22 protein-coding genes are annotated in these 20950 nt (G+C 64.9%); 11 read left to right on the plus strand and 11 right to left on the minus strand.

Annotated features, from left to right (window positions below; all coding sequences use genetic code 11):
- Position 1: 1 nt before the first annotated feature.
- The 4 genes from flaF to BMX57_RS07985 form a co-directional block, all read right to left on the minus strand.
- On the minus strand, positions 2–373 hold the full coding sequence (flaF, locus tag BMX57_RS07970) for a flagellar biosynthesis regulator FlaF (protein ID WP_092364804.1): 372 nt from the start codon (positions 371–373) through the stop codon (positions 2–4).
- A 67-nt stretch (positions 374–440) separates the two neighbouring features.
- The gene (locus tag BMX57_RS07975) at positions 441–1283 is read right to left on the minus strand and encodes a flagellin N-terminal helical domain-containing protein (protein ID WP_092364807.1); all 843 of its coding nucleotides are present in this window, start codon (positions 1281–1283) and stop codon (positions 441–443) included.
- A gap of 208 nt (positions 1284–1491) precedes the next feature.
- Complete coding sequence (locus BMX57_RS07980) at positions 1492–1851, minus strand: hypothetical protein (RefSeq protein WP_092364810.1); 360 nt, start codon at positions 1849–1851, stop codon at positions 1492–1494.
- Positions 1832–2128, minus strand: coding sequence for a rod-binding protein (locus BMX57_RS07985; RefSeq protein ID WP_092364813.1), 297 nt, complete (start codon positions 2126–2128; stop codon positions 1832–1834). Before BMX57_RS07985 ends, BMX57_RS07980 begins: the two co-directional genes overlap by 20 nt.
- Here BMX57_RS07985 and BMX57_RS07990 point away from each other — a divergent pair.
- Positions 2127–3476, plus strand: a complete 1350-nt coding sequence (locus BMX57_RS07990; protein WP_092364816.1) for a flagellar hook-length control protein FliK — start codon at positions 2127–2129, stop codon at positions 3474–3476. The two genes, BMX57_RS07985 and BMX57_RS07990, sit on opposite strands and share 2 nt — an antisense overlap.
- Position 3477: 1 nt before the next feature.
- Positions 3478–4152: a flagellar hook capping FlgD N-terminal domain-containing protein gene (locus tag BMX57_RS07995; protein ID WP_092364819.1), complete on the plus strand. Its 675-nt coding sequence runs from the start codon at positions 3478–3480 to the stop codon at positions 4150–4152.
- Between the two features lie 62 nt (positions 4153–4214).
- Here BMX57_RS07995 and BMX57_RS08000 read toward each other — a convergent pair whose 3' ends face one another.
- From BMX57_RS08000 to BMX57_RS08020, 5 genes are all read right to left on the minus strand, one after another.
- A complete protein-coding gene (locus BMX57_RS08000; protein WP_092364822.1) occupies positions 4215–5516 on the minus strand; it encodes an NAD(P)/FAD-dependent oxidoreductase in 1302 nt (433 codons plus the stop codon).
- Positions 5513–6331, minus strand: a complete 819-nt coding sequence (locus BMX57_RS08005; RefSeq protein ID WP_092364825.1) for an ABC transporter permease — start codon at positions 6329–6331, stop codon at positions 5513–5515. Before BMX57_RS08005 ends, BMX57_RS08000 begins: the two co-directional genes overlap by 4 nt.
- Positions 6328–7209 (minus strand): ABC transporter permease subunit, encoded by an 882-nt coding sequence (locus tag BMX57_RS08010; RefSeq protein WP_092364828.1) that lies wholly within the window; start codon positions 7207–7209, stop codon positions 6328–6330. Before BMX57_RS08010 ends, BMX57_RS08005 begins: the two co-directional genes overlap by 4 nt.
- Positions 7209–8339 carry an ABC transporter ATP-binding protein gene (locus tag BMX57_RS08015; RefSeq protein ID WP_092364833.1) on the minus strand — a complete coding sequence of 377 codons (1131 nt, stop codon included), beginning with the start codon at positions 8337–8339 and terminating at the stop codon, positions 7209–7211. Before BMX57_RS08015 ends, BMX57_RS08010 begins: the two co-directional genes overlap by 1 nt.
- A gap of 108 nt (positions 8340–8447) precedes the next feature.
- On the minus strand, positions 8448–9533 hold the full coding sequence (locus tag BMX57_RS08020) for a polyamine ABC transporter substrate-binding protein (RefSeq protein WP_092364835.1): 1086 nt from the start codon (positions 9531–9533) through the stop codon (positions 8448–8450).
- A gap of 170 nt (positions 9534–9703) precedes the next feature.
- Between BMX57_RS08020 and BMX57_RS08025 the strand changes: the two genes are divergently transcribed.
- The 7 genes from BMX57_RS08025 (at position 9704) to BMX57_RS08055 (ending at position 17587) form a co-directional block, all read left to right on the plus strand.
- On the plus strand, positions 9704–10357 hold the full coding sequence (locus tag BMX57_RS08025; RefSeq protein WP_229724216.1) for a GntR family transcriptional regulator: 654 nt from the start codon (positions 9704–9706) through the stop codon (positions 10355–10357).
- 71 nt (positions 10358–10428) lie between these two features.
- Positions 10429–11826 (plus strand): aspartate aminotransferase family protein, encoded by a 1398-nt coding sequence (locus BMX57_RS08030; protein ID WP_092364841.1) that lies wholly within the window; start codon positions 10429–10431, stop codon positions 11824–11826.
- 211 nt (positions 11827–12037) lie between these two features.
- Positions 12038–13138, plus strand: a complete 1101-nt coding sequence (locus BMX57_RS08035; protein WP_092364844.1) for an ABC transporter ATP-binding protein — start codon at positions 12038–12040, stop codon at positions 13136–13138.
- A gap of 112 nt (positions 13139–13250) precedes the next feature.
- A complete protein-coding gene (locus BMX57_RS08040) occupies positions 13251–14357 on the plus strand; it encodes an extracellular solute-binding protein (protein ID WP_092364847.1) in 1107 nt (368 codons plus the stop codon).
- Positions 14358–14419: 62 nt separating this feature from the next.
- On the plus strand, positions 14420–14710 hold the full coding sequence (locus BMX57_RS08045; protein WP_092364850.1) for a DUF1330 domain-containing protein: 291 nt from the start codon (positions 14420–14422) through the stop codon (positions 14708–14710).
- Complete coding sequence (locus BMX57_RS08050) at positions 14707–16371, plus strand: ABC transporter permease (RefSeq protein WP_092364853.1); 1665 nt, start codon at positions 14707–14709, stop codon at positions 16369–16371. The genes BMX57_RS08045 and BMX57_RS08050 overlap by 4 nt, the downstream gene beginning before the upstream one ends.
- Positions 16372–16375: 4 nt before the next feature.
- The gene (locus BMX57_RS08055) at positions 16376–17587 is read left to right on the plus strand and encodes an ABC transporter permease (protein ID WP_092364856.1); all 1212 of its coding nucleotides are present in this window, start codon (positions 16376–16378) and stop codon (positions 17585–17587) included.
- 80 nt (positions 17588–17667) lie between these two features.
- Here BMX57_RS08055 and BMX57_RS08060 read toward each other — a convergent pair whose 3' ends face one another.
- Entirely contained in the window at positions 17668–18981 is a 1314-nt protein-coding gene (locus BMX57_RS08060; RefSeq protein WP_092364859.1) for a lytic murein transglycosylase, read from the minus strand.
- 64 nt (positions 18982–19045) lie between these two features.
- Positions 19046–19762 carry a helix-turn-helix transcriptional regulator gene (locus BMX57_RS08065; protein ID WP_092365519.1) on the minus strand — a complete coding sequence of 239 codons (717 nt, stop codon included), beginning with the start codon at positions 19760–19762 and terminating at the stop codon, positions 19046–19048.
- An 83-nt stretch (positions 19763–19845) separates the two neighbouring features.
- On the opposite strand from BMX57_RS08065, the gene BMX57_RS08070 reads away from it, so the two are divergent.
- Positions 19846–20544 (plus strand): glutathione S-transferase family protein, encoded by a 699-nt coding sequence (locus BMX57_RS08070; protein WP_092365522.1) that lies wholly within the window; start codon positions 19846–19848, stop codon positions 20542–20544.
- Complete coding sequence (locus BMX57_RS08075; RefSeq protein WP_092364862.1) at positions 20541–20939, plus strand: DUF1801 domain-containing protein; 399 nt, start codon at positions 20541–20543, stop codon at positions 20937–20939. Before BMX57_RS08070 ends, BMX57_RS08075 begins: the two co-directional genes overlap by 4 nt.
- Positions 20940–20950: the final 11 nt, after the last annotated feature.

Here is a 20950-nt window from a genome sequence, read left to right on the forward strand (position 1 = left end):
CTCAGGCCGCCCCGGTGCGGAGGCCGCGCATTACGGCAGTGTTGACCTCCAGCAGCGGTTCAACGGTCGCCTCACGCGCAAGGACCCGGCTGGTGTGATGTTGGGTGAATTCGGCCAGGGACAGCAGGCGCGCGCGCAGGTCGCGCGGAAGACCGTTGCCGTCGCCCGACAGATCGATCGCGAACAGGGTCCACAGCTGCCTGTTCTCGTGCAGAGCGCTGGCCAGGGCCGGGAACCCCGCGCGTCCTTTCCGGTCGGCGTCGCGCATGTTGCGCGTGATCCTGGAAATGACCTGATATTCGATGTTCTTCGGCGTGCGAACCGGGGCCGACGCCGCGGCATAGGCCTGTTGTGCTCGGGATAACGCGTTCACGTCCTGTCCTTACCTGGTTGAGTGCCTCGGGGATGGCCGGGGCGCCGATCGCCCCGGCCGGGATCGCTTAGCGGAACAGCGACAGGATGGTCTGCGGCGCCTGGTTGGCGATCGACAGGGCCTGAACCCCCAGCTGCTGCTGTGTCTGCAGCGCCTGCAGCTTGGCCGAAGCCTCCTCCATGTCGGTGTCGACCAGAGAGCCGATCCCGGATTTCATGGCGTCGGTCAGCTTGCTTACGAACTCGTTCTGCCCCTTGAGTTGGGCCGCAGACGCGCCCAGGGCCGCGGCACCGGTGACAGCCGTATTGATGAAGGCTTCGATTTCACCGAGGGCAGTGCCCGCCGTTGCCGTATCCGTGATGCCTGTCAGGCCCGTCATGTCGAGATTCGCCTCGAAATCCACCGTGTCCACGGTGATCGTGGACGGGCTCGGCGTTCCGGATCCTACCCGGTCGAGCGACGAGATGACCGACAGGCTGGTTGCGCTGCCGCCATCCACGTTGGTCGCCAGAAGGTTGGCACCATTGAACTGGGCCGCGCCGATGATCGAGGTGATCTGTTCCGCGCGCGACGTGATGTCGTCGTTGATCTTGGTGAAATCGACGTTTTCGCTGTTGGCCGAGACCGCCAGCTGCTTCATTTCCTCGAGGATGTCGACGATCTGCTCCGCGCCCGCCGAAGCCACTGCAACAGTCGACTCGCCCAACGAGAGGGATTCGGACACCGCCTTGAACCCGGCGACATCCGATTCCATCACTTTCGAGATGGCCCAGACCGCCGAATTGTCCTTGGCGGTCGCGACCTCTTTGCCGGTCGAGATCGCGTTCTGCGTCTTGGTCAGATCCCCGTTGATGGATTTCAGGGTCTGCAGCGCCACCATGGCGCCGTTGTTGGTGAGAATGCTGGACATAGCATATTCCTTCCGTCTTCGGGCCTGGGGCCCGGTTTCACATCCGCCTGTTCAGGCGATCCGATACGTCTTTCTGACGGGTGCGATGTCCGCTGGTCGGTATCGCGCCACCCTGCGTTTCAAGGTGCCCGGCCACCATTGCGCGCGATATGCTAACGGAGTGCTAAGCCACTCCGCCCGGATGCCGCGGATTTGAACCGAATTGCCCTCATGCCCGCTTTTCCAGGGCACGCCGGGTCATGTCGCCCTTCCGGCTCTTGCGCCCTGTGGAGTCATAGGTCTCGAGCCCCCGGCGAACGCGCCGCATCTCGGCCATCCTGTCGGCCACCGACCGTATCCCCATCAACGCGCTCTGCAAGAGGTGCTGGTTGCGCCGCAATTTGGCGTCCAGCAATTCCAGGCCGCCTGGCCCCTCACAATCGCCGGACGACAGGACGCGGGCAATGCGCTCCTTCTCGTCGGCCAGTTCGGCGACACGCTCAAGATCACCCGCCAGGAGCGCGGCTTGTTCCTCGTCCAGCAGGCGGTCAAGATCCGCCGCGGCCTCTTCATGAGTTTCGGTTGGCATCCACCTTCTCCTTCAGGGAATTGAAAATCATTTCGGCCAGCCCGATCCCGCCGGACCGCGCAATCCGGTCGGCCTGCTCCTGAACCAGAAAGGAGGCGAACTGGTCCTCGCCGGCGCCGCCACCAAAGGCGGAACGCGCCTGATCCATTCCGGCGGATTTGAGCATCTCGGCCAGGAAACGGGCCTCGAGCCCGGTGGCGGCCTCGCGCAGCCGCGCAGTCGGGTCCTGCGCGATTCGGTGGCCCGTGGCCACGGGCAAGGTCGGAGCGGTTTTCATGGCTTTCCTCGAATTGAACCGGTTTTCGCCAGCAAAGACCGAACCCGTTAAAATATGCGTAACCGGTTGCAGTGCAGGTTGGGCGCGCCAACAAACGTCCCGGTGCCCCATGCTGCCAGTTTCCATCGACACGTCGCACACGCCCAATCGTCCCGAGCAGCGCGAGCGGCCCGAGTCGTCAAAGGCCGAACGGTTTGAGGCCGTGTTCGGTCAGATTGCCGATGCCGCGCCGTCCGGGAACGGATCCTCCGAAGCGGAGGACCCCGCCGAACCTCAGGAGGCCGTAGTGCCGCCTGAGAACGATCAGGATCCGGAGGGTGATCTTGTTGCTCCGGTTGCCTTCGGGGCCGGGAGCGCGGACGGCTTGCCCAGCGACGCGCCGGAACGCATAGCAGGAGTGGGGGCGGCCACCGAGCCGGTGTCACAGCGACGCCGGCCGGACCTGGCCTTTGCCACAGGCGAGCAGCAAGGCGGCAGTGTGGAACACCGCTCCGGTCCCTTGGAGCGGACCGGAGCAGACCTCCGCGCCCGAGAACCTGCGAATCCGGTTTTCCAGGACGGATCCGTGCGCCGGGAGGTCCAGGCCGCCGCGCCGCAGAGCCCGCCGTCCGCACCGGTATCACGAATCGCCCTGCCATTGGCACCGGAAGGCGATCCGGAACGATCCGCCGCCAAGGCCGGAGCGGAGTTGGCGGAGGCTGTCGGTACAGCGCCGGAAACGTCACGTCGTGTCCCGGGCGAAGCAATTTCCAACGTTGCCAGGACGCGACCAGTTCCCCCGGAAAGGCCAGCTCCTGAAACCCGGAACAGCAGTGCGATCGCAGAGCCGGCCCTCGAGCCCGACCTTCGCGGCGACAGCGCCCATGGCGCGATAGCGGATGCGCCCGGGATGCTGGAGGCCGGCCCGCGTCAGATTGGCTCCGTGGCTGCTGCGGCGGCGATGCCACAGGCGCACGCCGCCGAAACCGCACGGTCCGTTGCCGCGCAACTGTCGGATGCCGTGCAGAGGCGAAGCGAGGGTCGTTTCGAGCTGTCGCTCAACCCCGAGGAACTCGGGCGCGTCCAGCTCTCGGTGCGGTCGACCGAGACTGGTCTGGTCGTGACGCTGTTGACCGAACGTGCCGAGACGCAGGAACTGATGCGCCGGCACATGGATCAGCTTGCCGAGGAATTCTCGCGGATCGGATATGGCGACGTGGCCTTTGATTTCAGCGGCAGCGGCGGCGATCCTTCGGATCGGCCCAGGGAACAGGGACTCTCCGCCATTCCGGTCGCAGATACCGGCGCTGTCCCGGCAGCGGAACGCGCAGCTAACGCCCTGCATTGCGGTTTGGACATGAGGCTTTGAGATGATCACAGAGGTAAACGGAACTGCGGGCGTGATTCCCGCTACAAGCGGCTCGCAGGCGCCTGGAACCGGACAGAGCAAGGCGCTGACCTCGGATTTCGAGACCTTCCTGCGCATGCTGACGGCGCAGGCCAGGAACCAGGATCCGCTAGAGCCTGTGGATTCGTCGGAATACGCGGCGCAGCTGGCGCAATTCTCGATGGTCGAACAGCAGGTCAAGACGAACGAGATGCTCACCGATCTTGTGTCAGGTTTCACCGCCTCCGACATGGCGCGGCTGTCCGGATGGGTGGGCATGGAGGCGCGCGCACTGATTCCGGCCCGGTTCGATGGCGCCCCCGTCAGCGTCGAAACCGCCGTTGCGCCCGAAGCGGACAGCGCAAGGCTGGTCGTGCGGGATGACACCGGGGCCGTGGTGGACCGAATCGGTCTGGACCCATCCGCAACGGCCGTTGCATGGGCGGGCGTGGATTCCGACGGGCATGCGTTTCCAGCCGGGTTGTACACGTTCTCGGTGGAGAGCTACTTGGGAAAAACCGTGATCAGCGACAGGTCCGCCGCCACCTACAACCGCATCGTCGAGGCGCAGTTCGACGAAACCGGTGCGGTGCTGATCTTCGAGGGAGGGCAGGCCGTGCGCGCGGATCTTGTGACGGCCATTCGTGAACCGTCCTGAGTGCGGGGGAGTCTGTGTTCACCTCGGCCCCAACTTGAATCGATAGCAATAGCACCGAAGCCTCAGAGCCGATCCAGAAGCCCCAGCACCATGTAGGCCGGCGGCATGATCGCCCGGCGATACCGCCCCAGCGGAAACCGCCCCGGCGGGGTCGTCATGACGCGCGGCGCGGGCTCCGGCGCGCCCAGGACATGGTCGGCCAGGGCCCGGCCGCAGAAACTTCCCATTGCCACGCCGTTGCCGTGATAGGCGAATGCGGCAAACACACCCGGCTGATGCGGCACTGCGCCGACAAACGGCACCAGGTTGCGGGCCAGACACACCAATCCCGACCAGCTATGCGTCGCCTCCACGTGCGCCCAGTCCGGAAACATCCGGTCGAAGTCCCGGCGCAGTCGTGTCCGGATCGCCGCCTCGGAACCGGGGGACGCGCGCAAACCGCCCCGCATCCCGAACAGAAACCGCCGGTCGGGCATCAGGCGGAAATAGTGCAGCAGATGCCGCGTGTCATAGGCCATCTGCGCCGAGGTCCAGCCGGCCTTGGCCAATTCTGTCTCGGTCAGGGGTCGCGTCACCATCACTGACGATTGTGTCGGCATGTAGCGGCCGGCCAGCCAGGGCGGCAGGTCCTCGCTGGAATAGCCGTTGGTGCAGATCAGGACCGAACCGCAGGCGAGCAAACCCTGATCGGTTCCGATCGCATGGCCGCCCCGCACCCGCTCCAGCGCAACCGCAGGGCTGTTGCCGTAGATCTCCGCGCCCGCGTTTCGGGCGGCATGGGCCAGGCCGAACAGAAACTTCCTGGGATTCAGTGCGAACCCCACCGGGCGGGTCATGCCGCCGTGAAACTGATGACCCAACCCGAGCCGGGCAAGCGCAACCTTGTCATGCAACTCGGCGTCCTCGCCCGAAGACCGCAGCCGCCTCCAGGCCCGCCGGCTGTGCGCCAGCACGGTCTCGCCCTGCGAGTGACGGTCCGCCGCAATCCCGTGGCGCGCGATCAGATCGGCCACCAGATCCACCGCCGCCCGTTCGGCCCGCTGATACTCGGCGGCGGCCTCCGGGCCGTGGCGGCGGGTCATCGCGGCAGCACTCAGCTTGGATCCGCCAAGACAGCAGAACCCGCCGTTGCGCCCGGACGCGCCCCAGCCCGGCGGGCCGGCCTCGACCACTGCGACCGACGCCCCGCGTTCTGCCAGGCGCAGCGCCGCCGACAGGCCGGTATAGCCACCGCCGACGATGCCGACATCGACCCGCCGCTGTTCGCGCAGCACCGGCCAGTCCGGCGCATCCACGGTCTCGTCCCACCAACAGGACAGCCGCGGGCCGGGCCCATAGGCATACTCCGGAAATATCCGCCTCATTGCGCGCGCGCGGCTTCCTGTTCGTCGCGCTGCTGGCGGACCATCGCTCTCTTGGAGACCAGCGACGCGGTGATCACGCCCACCGTAACGATGGCGATCATGAGCGTCGACAGGGCGTTGATCTCGGGGCTGACGCCCAGCCGCACCGCCGAGAAGATCTTGATCGGCAGGGTCGTGGCGGAGGGGCCGGCAGTGAAGGAGGCGATCACAAGATCGTCGAGCGAGAGGGTGAAGGCCAGCAGCCAGCCCGAGATCACCGCCGGCGCGATGATCGGCAGCGTTACCAGCCGGAACGCCTCGGCCTGCGAGCACCCGAGGTCCAGCGCCGCCTCCTCGAGCGACTTGTCGAAGGTGATCAGCCGCGAGGACACCACGACCGAGACATAGCACATGGAAAACGTCGTATGCGCCAGCACGATGGTCAGCACGCCCCGGTCCAGCCCGATGCCGATGAACAGCAGCAGAAGCGACAGGCCGGTGATCACCTCGGGCATCACCAGCGGCGCATAGATCATGCCCGAAAACAGCGTCCTGCCCATGAAACGCCCGCCCCGGACCAGCACATAGGCGGCCATCGTGCCCAGCACGGTGGCGATTGTCGAGGAGAACACCGCGACCTTGAGCGTGACCCAGGCGGCATTCAGAAACGCCTCGTTCTGGAGCAGTTCGCCATACCACCGGGTCGAGAACCCGGCCCAGACCGTGACCAGCTGGCTGTCGTTGAAGCTGTAGATCACCAGGATGATCATCGGGATGTAGAGAAAGGCAAATCCCAGGGTCAGGGACACCGTGTTGAACCAGCTCAGCCGCATCATTGCTCTGCCTCCGCCTGTTTCTGCTGGTTGCGCTGGAACAGGATGATCGGCACGATCAGGATCAGCAGCAGGATCACCGCCACCGCCGAGGCGACCGGCCAGTCGCGGTTGTTGAAGAACTCCTCCCACAGCACCTTGCCGATCATCAGCGTGCCCGACCCGCCCAGCAGCGAGGGGATCACGAATTCGCCCAGCACCGGGATGAACACGAGGAAGCAGCCCGCGATAATGCCGGGTCGCGACAGCGGGATCGTCACCAGCCAGAACGCCTGCGCCCGCGAGCAGCCCAGATCCTCGGCCGCCTCGATCAGCGAGCCGTCAAGCCGGTCGAGCGCGGAATAGATCGGCAGGATCATGAACGGAAGATAGGTGTAGACGATGCCGATATAGACCGCGACCTGCGTGTTCAGGATGGTCAGGGGCTCGGAAATCGCCCCGATGCCCAGCAGGAACTGGTTCAGGTAACCCTCGTTGCTCAGGATCCCCATCCAGGCGTAGACGCGGATCAGGAACGAGGTCCAGAAGGGCAGGATCACCAGCATCATCAGGGTCGGGCGCCATTCCTGCGGTGCGCGCGCCATGGCATAGGCCACCGGGTAACCGACCAGCAGCGTCAGCACGGTCGACATGACGGCGATGCGCAGGCTGGACAGGTAGGCCTTCCAGTAGAGGTCGTCCTGGGTCAGGAAGACGAAATTCTCAAGGTCCAGCTGCGACAGGAAGGCGCCGATGCCTTCCTCCCAGCTGAATTGCGGCACATAGGGCGGTCGCGCCAGCGCCACGTCGCTGAGCGAGATCTTCAGGACGATCGCAAACGGCACAAGGAACAGCGCCAGCAACCAGGCGTAGGGCGTGGCGATGAGCAGGAAACGCCGCATCATCCGGCCAGAAGCACGCCGGCCGTGGCTGTCCAGGACAGCCAGACGGTGTCTTCCCAGGTATAGCTGCGGCGCGAGAGCCGGCGGGTGTTGGCGGTCTGCGCCTTGATGATCACCCCACCGGGCAGTTCGACGTGATAGGTCGACAGGTTGCCCAGATAAGCGATGTCGTGGACCTTGCCCTGCACCGCGTTGGCGGCATCGGCCGGGCGGTCCGAGCTGATCGTGACCTTCTCGGGACGGATCGCCAGGTGGCAGGCCTGCCCCGGCTCGAACCGCGTGGCCGAACTGGCCGTCAGCGGCGTCTGCCCCTGGGCCCAGTCGACCCGGTAGGCCTCGTCGCCATCCGGCGTGGCGCGACCCTGGATGATGTTCACGTCACCGATGAAATCGGCCACGTAGACGGATGATGGCGACTCGTAGATCCGCGCCGGCGTGTCGGCCTGGATGATCCGGCCGTTGTCCATCACCGCGACCCGGCTGGCCACGGTCATCGCCTCTTCCTGGTCGTGGGTGACGATCACGAAGGTGGTGCCGGTCTTCTCCTGGATGTCCATCAGTTCGAACTGGGTGTCCTGGCGCAGCTTCTTGTCCAGCGCGCCCAGGGGTTCGTCCAGCAACAGCAGCTTGGGCGCCTTGGCAAGCGACCGCGCAAGGGCGACGCGCTGGCGCTGACCGCCGGAAATCTGGTGCGGCTTGCGGCGCGCGAACTGGTCCAGCCGGGTCAGGCGCAGCATCTCCTCGACCCGCGCCTCGAGATCACGCTTCGGCATCCGGTCGCGGCGCAGGCCAAAGGCGATGTTTTCCCAGACGCTGAGATGCGGAAACAGCGCATAGGACTGGAACATCATGTTCACCGCGCGCTTGTTGGGCGGGATCGGCGCGATGTCCTGCCCGGACAGCTCGATCACGCCCTCGGTCGGGGCCTCGAACCCGGCCAGCATCCGCATCATGGTGGTCTTGCCGCATCCCGACGGGCCGAGAAGGGCAAAGAACTCGCGCTCGTAGATATCCAGGGTCAGGTCGTCGATGGCGGTGAACTCGCCGAACCGCTTGGTCACGTTGCGGAACCGGATCAGGGGGCTTTCGGCCGGGTCGTTCCACGGCTCGAACACGCCTGCATGCGGCATCTCACCCGTCGCTGAACGCGGCGCTGTCTCGGGTTGCCCCATTCTGATGTCCTCCGGCCGATTGAAGAACGGGCGCCCGAATCGACGGGCGCCCGGCTGCGTCGGGGGTCAGGTGCCCGACTTGATCTTGGTCCACAGGCGCGTGACGACGCGCTGCACCTTGACCGGATAGGGCGTGGTGGTGAACAGGTTGTTCAGCGTGGCCTCGTCCGGATAGATCGCCGGATCGCCGATCACGTCCTCCTCCAGGAACTCCTGGCTCGCCTCGTTGCCGTTGGCATAATAGACATAGTTCGACGCGGCGGCCATGTTCTGCGCGTCCATGATGAAGTTCAGGAACACATGCGCGCCCTCCGGGTTCGGCGCATCCACCGGGATCGCCATCTGGTCGAACCACATCTGCGCGCCTTCCTTGGCGGCGTGATACTCGATCTCGACGCCGTTGTCGGCCTCGACGGCGCGGTCACGCGCCTGCAGGATGTCGCCCGACCAGCCCACGGCCACGCAGATGTCGCCATTGGCCAGCGCGTTGATGTATTCCGAGCTGTGGAACTTCTGGATGTAGGGCCGCACCGCCAGCAGGACCGGCTCGGTCTTGGCGATCACCTCGGGGTCGTGGCTGTCGGGATCCTCGCCGATGTATTTCAGGGTCATCGGGATCATCTCGGCCGGCGCGTCCAGGAAATGCACGCCGCAATCGCCCAGCTTGGACATGTTGTCGGGGTTCAGCACCAGCTCGAGGCTGTCGATCGGTGCATCCTCGCCCAGCACTTCCTTGACCTTGCCGACATTCACGCCGATGCCGGTGGTGCCCCACATGTAGTTGATGGAATAGGCGTTGTCGGGGTCGTATTGCGCGGTCCGCTCCTCGATCAGCGGCCACATGTTCTCGATGTTGGGCAGCTTGGACTTGTCCAGCTCCTGAAAGGCGCCGGCCATGATCTGCCGCTGCAGGAAGGTGCCCGACGGCACCACCACGTCATAGCCGGATCCGCCGGCCAGCATCTTGGTCTCGAGCAACTCGTTGCTGTCGAACACGTCATAGATCAGCTCGAGCCCGGTCTCCTCCTCGAACTTCGCCAGCAGGCCTTCGTCGATATAGTCGGACCAGTTGTAGACGCGCACCTGCTCGGCATAGGCCGCCGTTGCGCCAAGCGCGATCGTCGCCGTGAGCGACAAGATTTTCGTAGTCATGGACATCTCCCTGCGGTGACGGGTATCTTCCCGCCTCTCCGGATTTGATCAAGTTTTGCCTTCTGCGGCAACAGTGTTTATGCTTTCACGCAAACCGCGACCTGACAAGACAGTCCGCCCGAAACGGCACCAGCACGTTGAATATGATCAAAAATAAGGCACCGGACCCCATGCCAATGGACGAAAAAAAACCGGCACATGAACAGGTCTATCAACGGCTGAAATCCATGATCCTGTTCGGAGAGTTGGCCCCAGGCCAGGCCGTGACGATCCAGGGCCTGACCGAATCACTGGACGCCGGCATGACCCCCGTGCGCGAGGCGATCCGGCGGCTGATCTCGGACGGCGCGCTGGTGTTTCAGGGCAATCGCCGGGTCAGTGTTCCCGAGCTTGCAGAGCGGGACATCGAACAGCTGATTTATGTCAGGAAATCAATCGAATCCGAGCTGGCCCGCCGTGCGGCCCGGCGCGTGACGCCGGACGATATCGACCGGCTCGAACGCATCGACATGCAGCTGGATGCGGCGATCCAGGCAGGAGACGTGACCGGCTATCTGGTCCATAACCACGCCTTTCACGCCGATCTCTATGCCCTGTCCGACGCTCCGATCATGCGCGACATGGCCGAACGCCTGTGGCTGCGATTCGGCCCGTCCCTGCGCGTGGTCTGCGGTCGGTTCGGAACCCGCAGCCTGCCGGATCGCCACAAGGAACTCCTTGCGGCGCTGCGCCGGGGCGACGGCAACGGAGTGGCGGCGGCGATGGAACAGGATGTCGGTCAGGGCATGGAAATGATGGCGGGAACCCTGTCGGAATCCGTCTGACGGCCGGATTCGATTGACTCCAAATAATTTGATCATATTCTGTCGCAAACCCGATCTTCGAGGAGCGACTCATGGCTGCGATCACCAACCACATGCCGACCGCCGAACTGCAGGCCCTGGATGCGGCGCATCACATGCACCCGTTCACGGCAAATGCCGAACTGGGGGAAAAGGGCGTGCGGGTGATCACGCGGGCCAAGGGCGCATATCTGACCGACAGCGAGGGAGAGGAGATATTCGACGCGATGTCGGGCCTCTGGTGCGTCAATATCGGCTATGGGCGCCAAGAACTGGCCGACGTCGCGGCGCGGCAGATGCGCGAACTGCCCTTCTACAACACGTTCTTCCAGACCACCCACGTGCCGGCCATCGCCCTGGCAGACAAGCTGGCGGAACTTGCGCCGGGTGACCTCAACCACGTGTTCTTCGCCTCGGGCGGATCGGACGCCAACGACACCAACATCCGCATGGTCCGCACCTACTGGGCGATGAAGGGCCAGCCCGACCGCAAGGTTATCATCAGCCGCAAGAACGCCTATCACGGCTCCACCGTCGCCTCGGGCAGCTTGGGCGGCATGACCGCGATGCATGAGCAGGGTGGCATGCCGATCCCCGATATCCATCACATCAACCAGCCGAACTGGTGGGCCGAGGGCGGCGACACGGCCCCCGAGGATTTCGGCCTGGCGCGCGCCCGCGAACTGGAAGAGGCGATCCTGGAACTGGGTGCGGATCGTGTCGCGGCCTTCATCGGCGAGCCTGTGCAGGGCGCCGGCGGGGTCATCGTGCCCCCCGAAACCTACTGGCCCGAGATCCAGCGGATCTGTGCCAAATACGACATCCTGCTGATTGCCGACGAGGTGATCTGCGGCTTCGGGCGCACAGGCAACTGGTTCGGGTCCGAGACGATGGGCATCCGCCCGCACATAATGACCGTCGCAAAGGGCCTGAGCTCGGGCTATGCCCCGATCGGCGCGTCGATCGTCTGCGACGAGGTGGCCGAGGTGATCTCCAGCGGCGAGTTCAATCACGGCTACACCTATTCGGGCCATCCCGTGGCCGCCGCGGTTGCGCTCGAGAACCTGCGCATCCTTCAGGAAGAGAATATCTTGGGTCACGTCCGGGACGTGGCAGCGCCCTATCTTGCCGAGGCCTGGGCGACGCTTGTGGACCATCCGCTGGTCGGCGAGGCCGCGATCTGCGGCATGATGGCCTCGATCGCGCTGACGCCGGACAAGGCCAGACGTGCAAAGTTCGCCTCCGAGCCCGGTACCGTGGGGTATCTGTGCCGCGAAATGTGCTTTGCCAACAACCTGATCATGCGCCATGTGGGCGACCGGATGATCATCTCGCCACCGCTGATTCTGGACACCGGCGATATCGACGAAATGATGGCCCGGATTCGCAAGTCGCTGGATGAAACTTACGAAAAGTTGAATGAAAAGGGCCTTCTGAAGGCCGCGGCCTGAGGACTTTCGGGCCTGGCCGAACTGCGCACAACCGGCCGGTTGCCTAAAGGCAGTCGGCCTTTTCATGCCACAACAGGGCGCTTTCAAGCTTCAAAATGTCGCTTGCATGTCGGAAACTGCCGCGAACCGGTTGCAACCCCCAAGGTGGTGAGTCTACGCTCAGGCCCAAGGCGGCACAGACCGCGATGTGATAACCAATGGGGAGTCGGCCTTGGCTGAAACAACCGTCGATGACGCGTTCGTTGAATTCGAACGCGTCCAGAAAAGCTATGATGGCGAAACGCTCGTCGTCAAAGATCTCAATCTGAAAATGCCGAGAGGCGAGTTTCTGACCATGCTGGGGCCGTCGGGATCGGGCAAGACGACCTGCCTGATGATGCTGGCCGGGTTCGAGACCGCGACACATGGCGACATCCGGCTGGGCGGCACCTCGATCAACAACATCCCGCCGCACAAGCGCGGTATCGGCATGGTGTTCCAGAACTACGCCCTGTTCCCCCACATGACCATTGCAGAGAATCTCAGCTTTCCGCTGGAGGTTCGAAAGATGGGCAAGTCCGAGCGCGAACAGAAGGTTCAGCGCGCGCTGGACATGGTGGAGATGGGTTCGTTTGGAGGGCGGCGTCCGGCCCAGCTATCGGGCGGCCAGCAGCAGCGTGTCGCCCTGGCTCGCGCGCTGGTCTTTGAACCCGAGCTGGTTCTCATGGACGAACCGCTGGGCGCGCTCGACAAGCAGCTGCGCGAGAAGATGCAGTTCGAGATCACTGACCTGGCGCATCGGCTCGGTATCACAACGGTCTATGTCACCCACGACCAGACTGAGGCGCTGACGATGTCGGACCGCGTGGCGGTGTTCGACGATGGACGCATTCAGCAGCTGGCGGCGCCGGACCAGCTTTATGAAGAGCCTGAGAACAGCTTCGTCGCGCAGTTCATCGGCGAGAACAACACGCTGGAAGGCACGGTGAAGGAAATCAACAACGGCCTGGCGCTGGTCGAATTGGACGATGGCGAACTGATCGACTGCAAGCCGATCAACGTCTCGCAGCCCGGCGAGCGCACACGGGTTTCGATCCGGCCCGAACGGATCGAATACAACAAGGACCGGCTGCGCGAGGGTGTCCACACCCTGAAGGCCGAGGTCCTGGAATTCATCTACATGGGCGATATTTTCCGGACCCGGCTGCGGGTCGCCGGAAAGGACGAATTCATCATCAAGACGCGGAACGCGCCGGACCAGCAGCGCCTGCAGCCCGGACAGCAGATCGAGATCGGCTGGCTGCCCGAGGATTGCCGCGCGCTGGACGCCTGAATTTCCTTTGTCGCGCCGGGACAAGCCCCGGCGCGATGGACACGGGGCCGGTTGCCTGATGCCCGTTTCACCGGTCCCTCACAGACTCAACGGGCACAACTGGGAGAGATTGATGACTACTACCAAGATCCTGATGGCCACCACGGCTCTGAGCATGGCCGCCGGCCTTGCCTCGGCGCAGGAGATGGCCAATGACATGACGCTCGTATCCTGGGGCGGCGCCTATCAGAAGTCGCAGGTCAACGCCTACGCGGACCCCTACAAGGAGATGAATCCCGAGGTCAACATCGTCTGGGACGAGAGCTCGGCCGAAGCGGTGGCCAAGCTGCGCGCGATGAATGAGGCCGGCAACGTCACCTGGGACCTGGTCGATGTGACTGCGGCATCGGCGATACGCCTGTGCGATGAAGGCCTGGCGATGGAGTATGATCCCGAAGAGCTTCTCGAGCCCGCGCCCGACGGCACCTCGGCCGAGGACGATTTCGGCGATCTGATCGTCAGCGACTGCTTCATCCCGCAGATCGTGTATTCCACGACCTTCGGCTATCGCACCGACATGGTTGGCGACACGCCGCCGGATGACATCTGCGATGTCTTCGACCTGGAAACCTATCCCGGCAAGCGGTCGCTGGAGAAGCGCCCGATCAACAACATGGAATGGGCCCTTCTGTGCGACGGCGTGCCCAAGGACGAAGTCTATGACGTGCTGGCCACCGACGAAGGCCAGGAACAGGCCCTGGCCAAGCTCGGCACGATCAAGGACCAGGTGGTCTGGTGGTCGGCCGGCGCCGACACGCCGCAGCTTCTGGCGGATGGCGAAATCGTGATGGGCTCGACCTATAACGGCCGCCTGTTCTCGGTCATCGAGGAGCAGGACCAGCCGGTCGCCATGCTCTGGGACGCGCAGGTCTTCGACCTGGACGGCTGGATCATTCCCGCCGGCCTGGCCGAAGAGCGGCTGGCCCGCGTCAAGGACTTCGTGAGGTTCGCGACCGACACCCAGCGCCTGGCGGATCAGGCCAAGTGGATCTCCTATGGCCCGGCACGCGCCTCTTCGGCCCCGCTGGTCGGCGAGCACGCCGAACTGGGCATCGACATGGCGCCGCACATGCCGACCGATCCGGAGAACGCCAAGAACACGTTCCTCTACAACTACGAGTTCTGGGCCGACTACCGCGATGACATCGACGCCAAGTTCCAGGCCTGGCTGGCGCAATAAGGCGCTTTGGAACGACCGGGGCGGGCCATACCGGCCCGCCCCGACACAGGAAGGGGGGCGGCATGCCCAAGGGCTACATCATCGGACATGTCACGGTGAACGATCCCGAGGACTATCAGGAATACATGCGGCGAAACACGCCGATCCTGACGGGGCTGGGCGGCCGTTTCATCGTCCGCGGCGGACAGTGCCAGACCGTCGAAGGCACCGGCAGGGATCGCCACGTCGTGGTCGAGTTCCCCAGCTTCGAGGCGGCCCACGCCGCCTATCACGATCCCGAATATCAAAAAGTCGCCGAGATCCGCCACCGCACGGCGAGCGGCGACATCATCCTGGTCGAGGGCTCAGAATGACCGACACGACACAATCCGGCCCGATGCTGGCCGCCGATGGCACGCCGCTCAAGCGCAGCCTGGCACGCGCACTCAGGATGCAGAAGATCCGCGCCCTGATGCTGATCGCGCCGCTGCTGCTCTTCGTTCTGCTGACCTTCATCTTCCCGATCCTCGACATGCTGTTCCGCTCGGTCGAGAACCAGATCGTGTCCAGCACGATGCCGCGTACCGTGGCCGCCCTGCAGGACTGGGACAGCGAGTCCGGCGAAGGCCCCGGCGAAGAGGTCTATCAATCGATCTATTTCGACCTGTTCGTCGCCGCCGAGGCGAAGGAGCACACCAAGCTCGGCACCCGGTTGAACTATGAACAGACCGGTGTGTCCTCGCTGTTCCGCACCAGCGGCCGCCGGCTCGACGACATCGGCGAGGAATTCCAGGACGTCATCGAGGATGTCGCCCCCGCGCTGAAGGATGGCGCGACCTGGTACGAGATCATGAACGGAACCGGCGGCGAGGCTGTCGCCGAGGCCGCCAAGGAACGGTTCGGCCGCCTGACCGACGAGCGGGCGCGGGGCGACCTGGGCTATGTCCCCTCCGCGGACATCGCGCAGATGCTGCCGCACACGACCGACGCCTACGCGGATTTCGCCACCTTCACGACCTTCGAGGACGGCGATTCCGTCGCCGAGGAGGACCCTTGGGAAGCGGTCTATGCCGCTCTTGCACTTGATCTGCGCGATCCCGACACGCGCGCTGCCGTGGCCGCCTATTCCGGTCCCGGCGCCGAGCACCTGCAGGCCGTCGCCGCGGCGCAGGAACAGCTGCCCGACTTCACGTTCAAGGACGCGCTGGTCGATGCCGACAAGGATTGGGGCAACACCGAAACGTTGCGCACGATCCAGATGTATGCGCCGAACTACACCAGCGGCTATTTCCTCAACTCCGTCGACCTGATGAAGAGCCCCGATGGCGTCCAGGCGCGCCCCGAGAACCAGCAGATCTACATCACGCTCTTCACCCGGACGCTGATCATGTCGCTGGTCATCACCGGCTCCTGCATCCTGCTGGGCTATCCGGTGGCCTGGATCCTGGCCAACCTGCCGATGCGCACGGCCAACATGCTGATGATCCTGGTGCTATTGCCGTTCTGGACCTCTCTTCTTGTGCGCACCAGCGCCTGGAAGGTCATGCTGCAGCAACAGGGCGTGATAAACGACGTGCTGGTCTGGCTGGGCCTCGTGGCCGACGACTCGCGCCTGGTGATGATCAACAACCAGTTCGGCACCATCGTGGCGATGACCCACATCCTGCTGCCGTTCATGATCCTGCCGATGTATTCAGTGATGCAGACGATTCCGCCCTCCTACCTGCGCGCCGCCAAGTCGCTGGGCGCGACCAACTGGACGGCGTTCTGGCGGGTCTATTTCCCGCAATCGGTGCCGGGCATCGGCGCGGGCTCGATCCTCGTCTTCATCCTTGCCATCGGCTACTACATCACGCCCGAGATCGTCGGCGGCACCAAGGGCGTCTTCATCTCCAACCGGATCGCCTATCACATCTCCAGCTCGCTGAACTGGGGCCTGGCGGCCGCGCTCGGCACGATCCTCCTGGTGGTCGTCCTGATCCTCTACTGGGCCTACGACAAGATCGTCGGCATCGACAACGTGAAGCTGGGGTAATCCGATGAAACTCGTAACCACGAACTTCCGCCCCTCGCAGACCTTCACGGTGTCGGTGCTGGCCGCCGCCGGCGCCATCGCCGGGCTGCTGGTCGGCACCTCGCAGGGCAGCACCCTGCTGGGGCTGGTGATCGGCGCGGCCCTCCTGGCCGCGCTGGCCTTCGGCGCCATGGCGATGGAAGACCAGGAGCGCCCGATCCGCTGGGCCATTCTCATCGGCTTCGGGCTGATTGGCTTCCTGATCGGCGGGGTTTCCGCCGGCGTGGTCGGGCTTCTGTTCGGCTGGTTCTTCGGCTGGTTCATCTACTGGATCGGCAAGGGGCGCTACCGGGCGCATCTGGTGCCCTACCTGACGCCGGGCCAGGTCCTGTGGCACTATGCCTTCCGGGTCATCTGCGGCGCGATATTCATCTTCCTGATCACGCCCATCCTCGTGGTCATGCCGCTCAGCTTCAACGCCGAGGACTTCTTCACCTTCACGCCCGAGATGCTGCGCTTCGATCCCGAGGGATATTCGCTCAAGCACTACCAGGACTTCTTCACCAATTCCGACTGGCAGCTCAGCTTCCGCAACTCGCTGATCATCGCGCCGATCGCCACCATCATCTCGGTCAGCCTGGGCACGCTGGCGGCCATCGGGCTCAGCCAGTCCCACGTTCCCGGGCGTCGCGCGATCATGGCGATCTTGATCTCGCCGATGATCGTTCCGCTGATCATCTCGGCCACGGGGATGTTCTTCTTCTACTCGCAGATCGGCCTGTTCCTGGAAAACGACATCGGCCTGTCCAAGACCTTCGTGGGCTACGTCAAGATCATCCTGGCCCATGCCGTCCTGGGCATTCCCTTCGTGATCATCACCGTCACCGCCACGCTGGTCGGTTTCGACCGCTCGCTGACCCGGGCCGCCGCGAACATGGGCGCCAACCCGGTCACCACCTTCTTCCGCGTGCAGATGCCGCTGATCCTGCCCGGCGTGATCTCCGGCGCGCTGTTCGCCTTCATCACCTCCTTTGACGAGGTCGTGGTGGTGCTCTTCGTCGGCTCGGCCCGGCAAAAGACCCTGCCCTGGCAGATGTTCACCGGCCTGCGCGAGCAGATTTCGCCGACCATCCTCGCGGTCGCGACGATCCTCGTGGTGATCTCCATCGCGCTGCTCACGGTGGTGGAACTGCTGCGCCGCCGCTCGGAACGGCTGCGCGGCATGTCACCGGGCTGACCGCACAGGCTTCATCTTTTCGGAAATACTCCGGGGGTGAATTGGGCCGAAGGACCAAGAGGGGGCAGCGCCCCCTCTTTCTATCTCAACCGTTCGAGCAACCGCAGCGAAGCATAGCCATCCGGTAACAGCCCGTTGGCCGCCTGGTAGTCGCGCACCGCCCCGATGGTCAGCGGACCGATCAGACCGTCGATCTTCTGCGTGTCGAATCCGGCCCGGGTCAGCCGCTCCTGCAATTCGCGGCGTTCGGCCAGGCTCAGCGCCCGGTCTCCGTGCGGCCAGTCGCCCCGGATCGGGTCCCCGCCGGCAATCCGGTCGGCCAGGTGCCCCACCCCGATCACATAGGCATCGGCGGTATTGTAGCGTTCCAGCACTTCGAAATTGTCGAAGATCATGAAGGCCGCACCCTGCGCGCCCGCGGGCAGCAGGATCGACGCCTCGCCGTGATCGGCCACCGGGCGCCCGTCCATGTCCACCACGCCCATCTGCGCCCAGCGCGACGGCAGCCGCGTCAACTCGCGCCGCGCGCTGGTATAGTCGAACCCCTCGGGCAGTTGCACCTCGACGCCCCAGGGCTGCCCCTTGGTCCAGCCGAATCCGGCCAGGTAGGCGGCGGTCGAGGCCAGCGCATCGCTGGGATCGTCCGACCAGATGTCGCGCCTTCCGTCACCGGTGAAATCCACCGCGTGTTCCAGGTAGGAGGTCGGCATGAACTGCGTGTGCCCCATCGCCCCGGCCCAGCTGCCGGTCATCGCCCGCGGCCCCACGTCGCCCGCATCCAGGATCTTCAGCGCCGCGATCAGCTGCGTCTCGAAAAATGCTGCCCGGCGCGCATCATGCGACAGCGTTGCCAGTGACCGGATCACGCTGTCACTGCCACGAAACCCGCCATAGGCGCTTTCCAGCCCCCAGATGGCGGTCACGATCTCCTTCTCCACGCCATAGCGCGCCTCGATCCGCTCCAGAACGTCCCCGTGCCGCGCCAGCGCCGCGCGCCCGTTGGCGATGCGCGTGTCCGAGACCGCGGTGCCGAGATAATCCCAGATCGTCTTGCTGAATTCCGACTGGTTGCGGTCGCGGCGGATCACCTCTGGGTCCGGGCGGACCCCGTTCAAGGCGCGTTCGACGGTTGCCGGGCGGATCCCCTCGGCCACCGCGCGCGCCTTGAACCCGTCCAGCCAGGGTGCGAACCCGTCGACCTGCGCCGCCACGGTTCGGGGCGCCGTCGCCGGCCTTGCGACCGGGCGGACCGACGGCATGACGCCATTTGCCGAGGCCAGTTCCAAGCCGGCCGAGGACCGGGCCACCGGTCGCAGCGCGGTCTCCGTCGGGGCCGCATCGAGTCCATTTGCGAAAAGCGCGGCGAGGACCGCGCCGCTCATCAATCTGTTCATTTTTTCTTGTCCCGATTGTCTGCTCGACCGCAGGATACCGCCAATCGCGCCGCGCACAAAGCGTTCAATCGCCCGCCGCCCGGGCCTCAGCCGCTTTTTGCTCGGCCTTGAGCCGCGCCAGCGCCTCGCGCAGCATGGGCACCCGTTTGGGGCGGAAACTGTCCCCGGTCTCCTCCAGCCCGCGCATCCGGTCCAGCCGGAAGACCCGGAAATCGGTCCTCAGATGGCACCAGGCGATCAGCATGCTGGAGCGGTCCATATAGACGATCGACAGCGGATCGACCTGCCGCCGCGTGTCGGCACCCTTGGCGTCGGTGTAGTCGAAGACCACGCGACGTTCCTCCCAGGCCGCACGGCGCAGGACGGACACATCGACACCGGGCGGCAGCGGGCGTTCGAACCGGGTGGCAGTCAGCACCGAATGGCTCAGACGGTGCGACTGGCGCTGCGGCAGGCGGCCCTGCAACTTGCGCAGCGCCTCGTTTGCGGCGCGTCGCAGGTCCGGGTCGCCGATCAGCTCCACCTCGCGCAGCCCCAGAACCAGCGCCTCGATCTGGTCGTCGGTGAACCCGAGCGGCGGCAGGGTCGCGTCTTCGATCAGGGTGAAGCCATAGCCCGCCTCGCCGTCGATCACGGCGCCGAGGCCGCGCAGCGCGCCGATGTCGCGATGCACCGTGCGCGCCGACACGCCCAGATCCTGCGCCAGCGCCGCCGAGGTCCGGGGCTGCGGACCGGAGCGCAGGACTTGCATCAGCTGGAACAGGCGGGCGGTGCGGGTCATGGTCGGATCAAACCGGATACTGATGCCAAAATGTGTCATCATGCTGCGCTATTGCTGGGCAAAGCACAATCGGAGTGTTCGCCATGCTGACCCTGCTCACCTACCCCTCCGCCTTCGGCCTCTTCAGCGCCAGCCCGTTCTGCGTGAAGGCCGCCTATATGCTGAAACTCTCCGGCCATCCCTGGCGGCGGTCCGACCTGCTGGACCCGCGCAAGATGCCGCATCGCAAGCTGCCCGTCCTGCGCACGCCCGAGCGCCTGATCGCCGACAGCGACGGCATCCGCCGCTGGCTCGAAGCACAGGGCGCCGAGTTCGACGCCGGCCTGAGCGATGTGCAGAAGGCACAGTCGCGCGCCCTGATCCGCATGGTCGAGGATCACCTTTATTTCCAGGTCGTCCTCGACCGTTGGGGCAATGACGCGGTTTGGCCGATCCTGCGCGACACGTTCTTCACTCAGGTGCCCGCGCTGATCCGGCGGCCGGTGTCCAATGCCATCCGCAGATCGGTGCTGAGGGGGCTCGATGCGCAGGGCGTGTCCCGGTTCGACGAGGGCGAGCGGATGGACCGGATCGAAAGCGATCTCGAGGCGATTTCAGCCTTTCTCTGGCAATCGCCCTTCCTGATGGGCGAGCGCCCGACCTCGGCCGATCTGAGCGTCGCACCGATGCTGGCGGCGATGCGCGCCACGCCTGTCGAGACCGCGCTGACCCGGCGGATTTCCGGCGACAGGCTGCTGGGCGACTATATCGACCGGGTGGATCGTGCCATTCTGCTGCCATGACCGAGATCGACAATCCCGACGTGGCGCAGGCCTTCGCCGACACCCCGGGCGACGCTCGGGTGGGGCTGATGCGGCTGCGCGCGCTGATTCTGGACACCGCCGCGGACCTGCCCTCGGCGCAGCCGCTGCGCGAGGAACTCAGATGGGGACAGCCCGCCTATCTTGCACCAAAGGGATCGACCCTGCGGCTGGGCGTGCCGAAATCCGGCGGCTTTGCGCTTTTCGTGCATTGCCGCTCGCGGCTGATCCCGGAGTTTACCCAGATCTTTCCGGAGCAGGATCGCATCGAAGGCACCCGCGCGGTCCTGTTCGATGATCCCTCGCAGATCGACGCGGCACGGCACGGGTGGCTGGTCGCGCGCGCATTGACCTATCACCACCGGCCGTCCGGCTAGTGCCGGCCGCC

Origin of the sequence: Cribrihabitans marinus (assembly GCF_900109035.1) — a bacterium.
GTDB lineage: Bacteria > Pseudomonadota > Alphaproteobacteria > Rhodobacterales > Rhodobacteraceae > Cribrihabitans > Cribrihabitans marinus.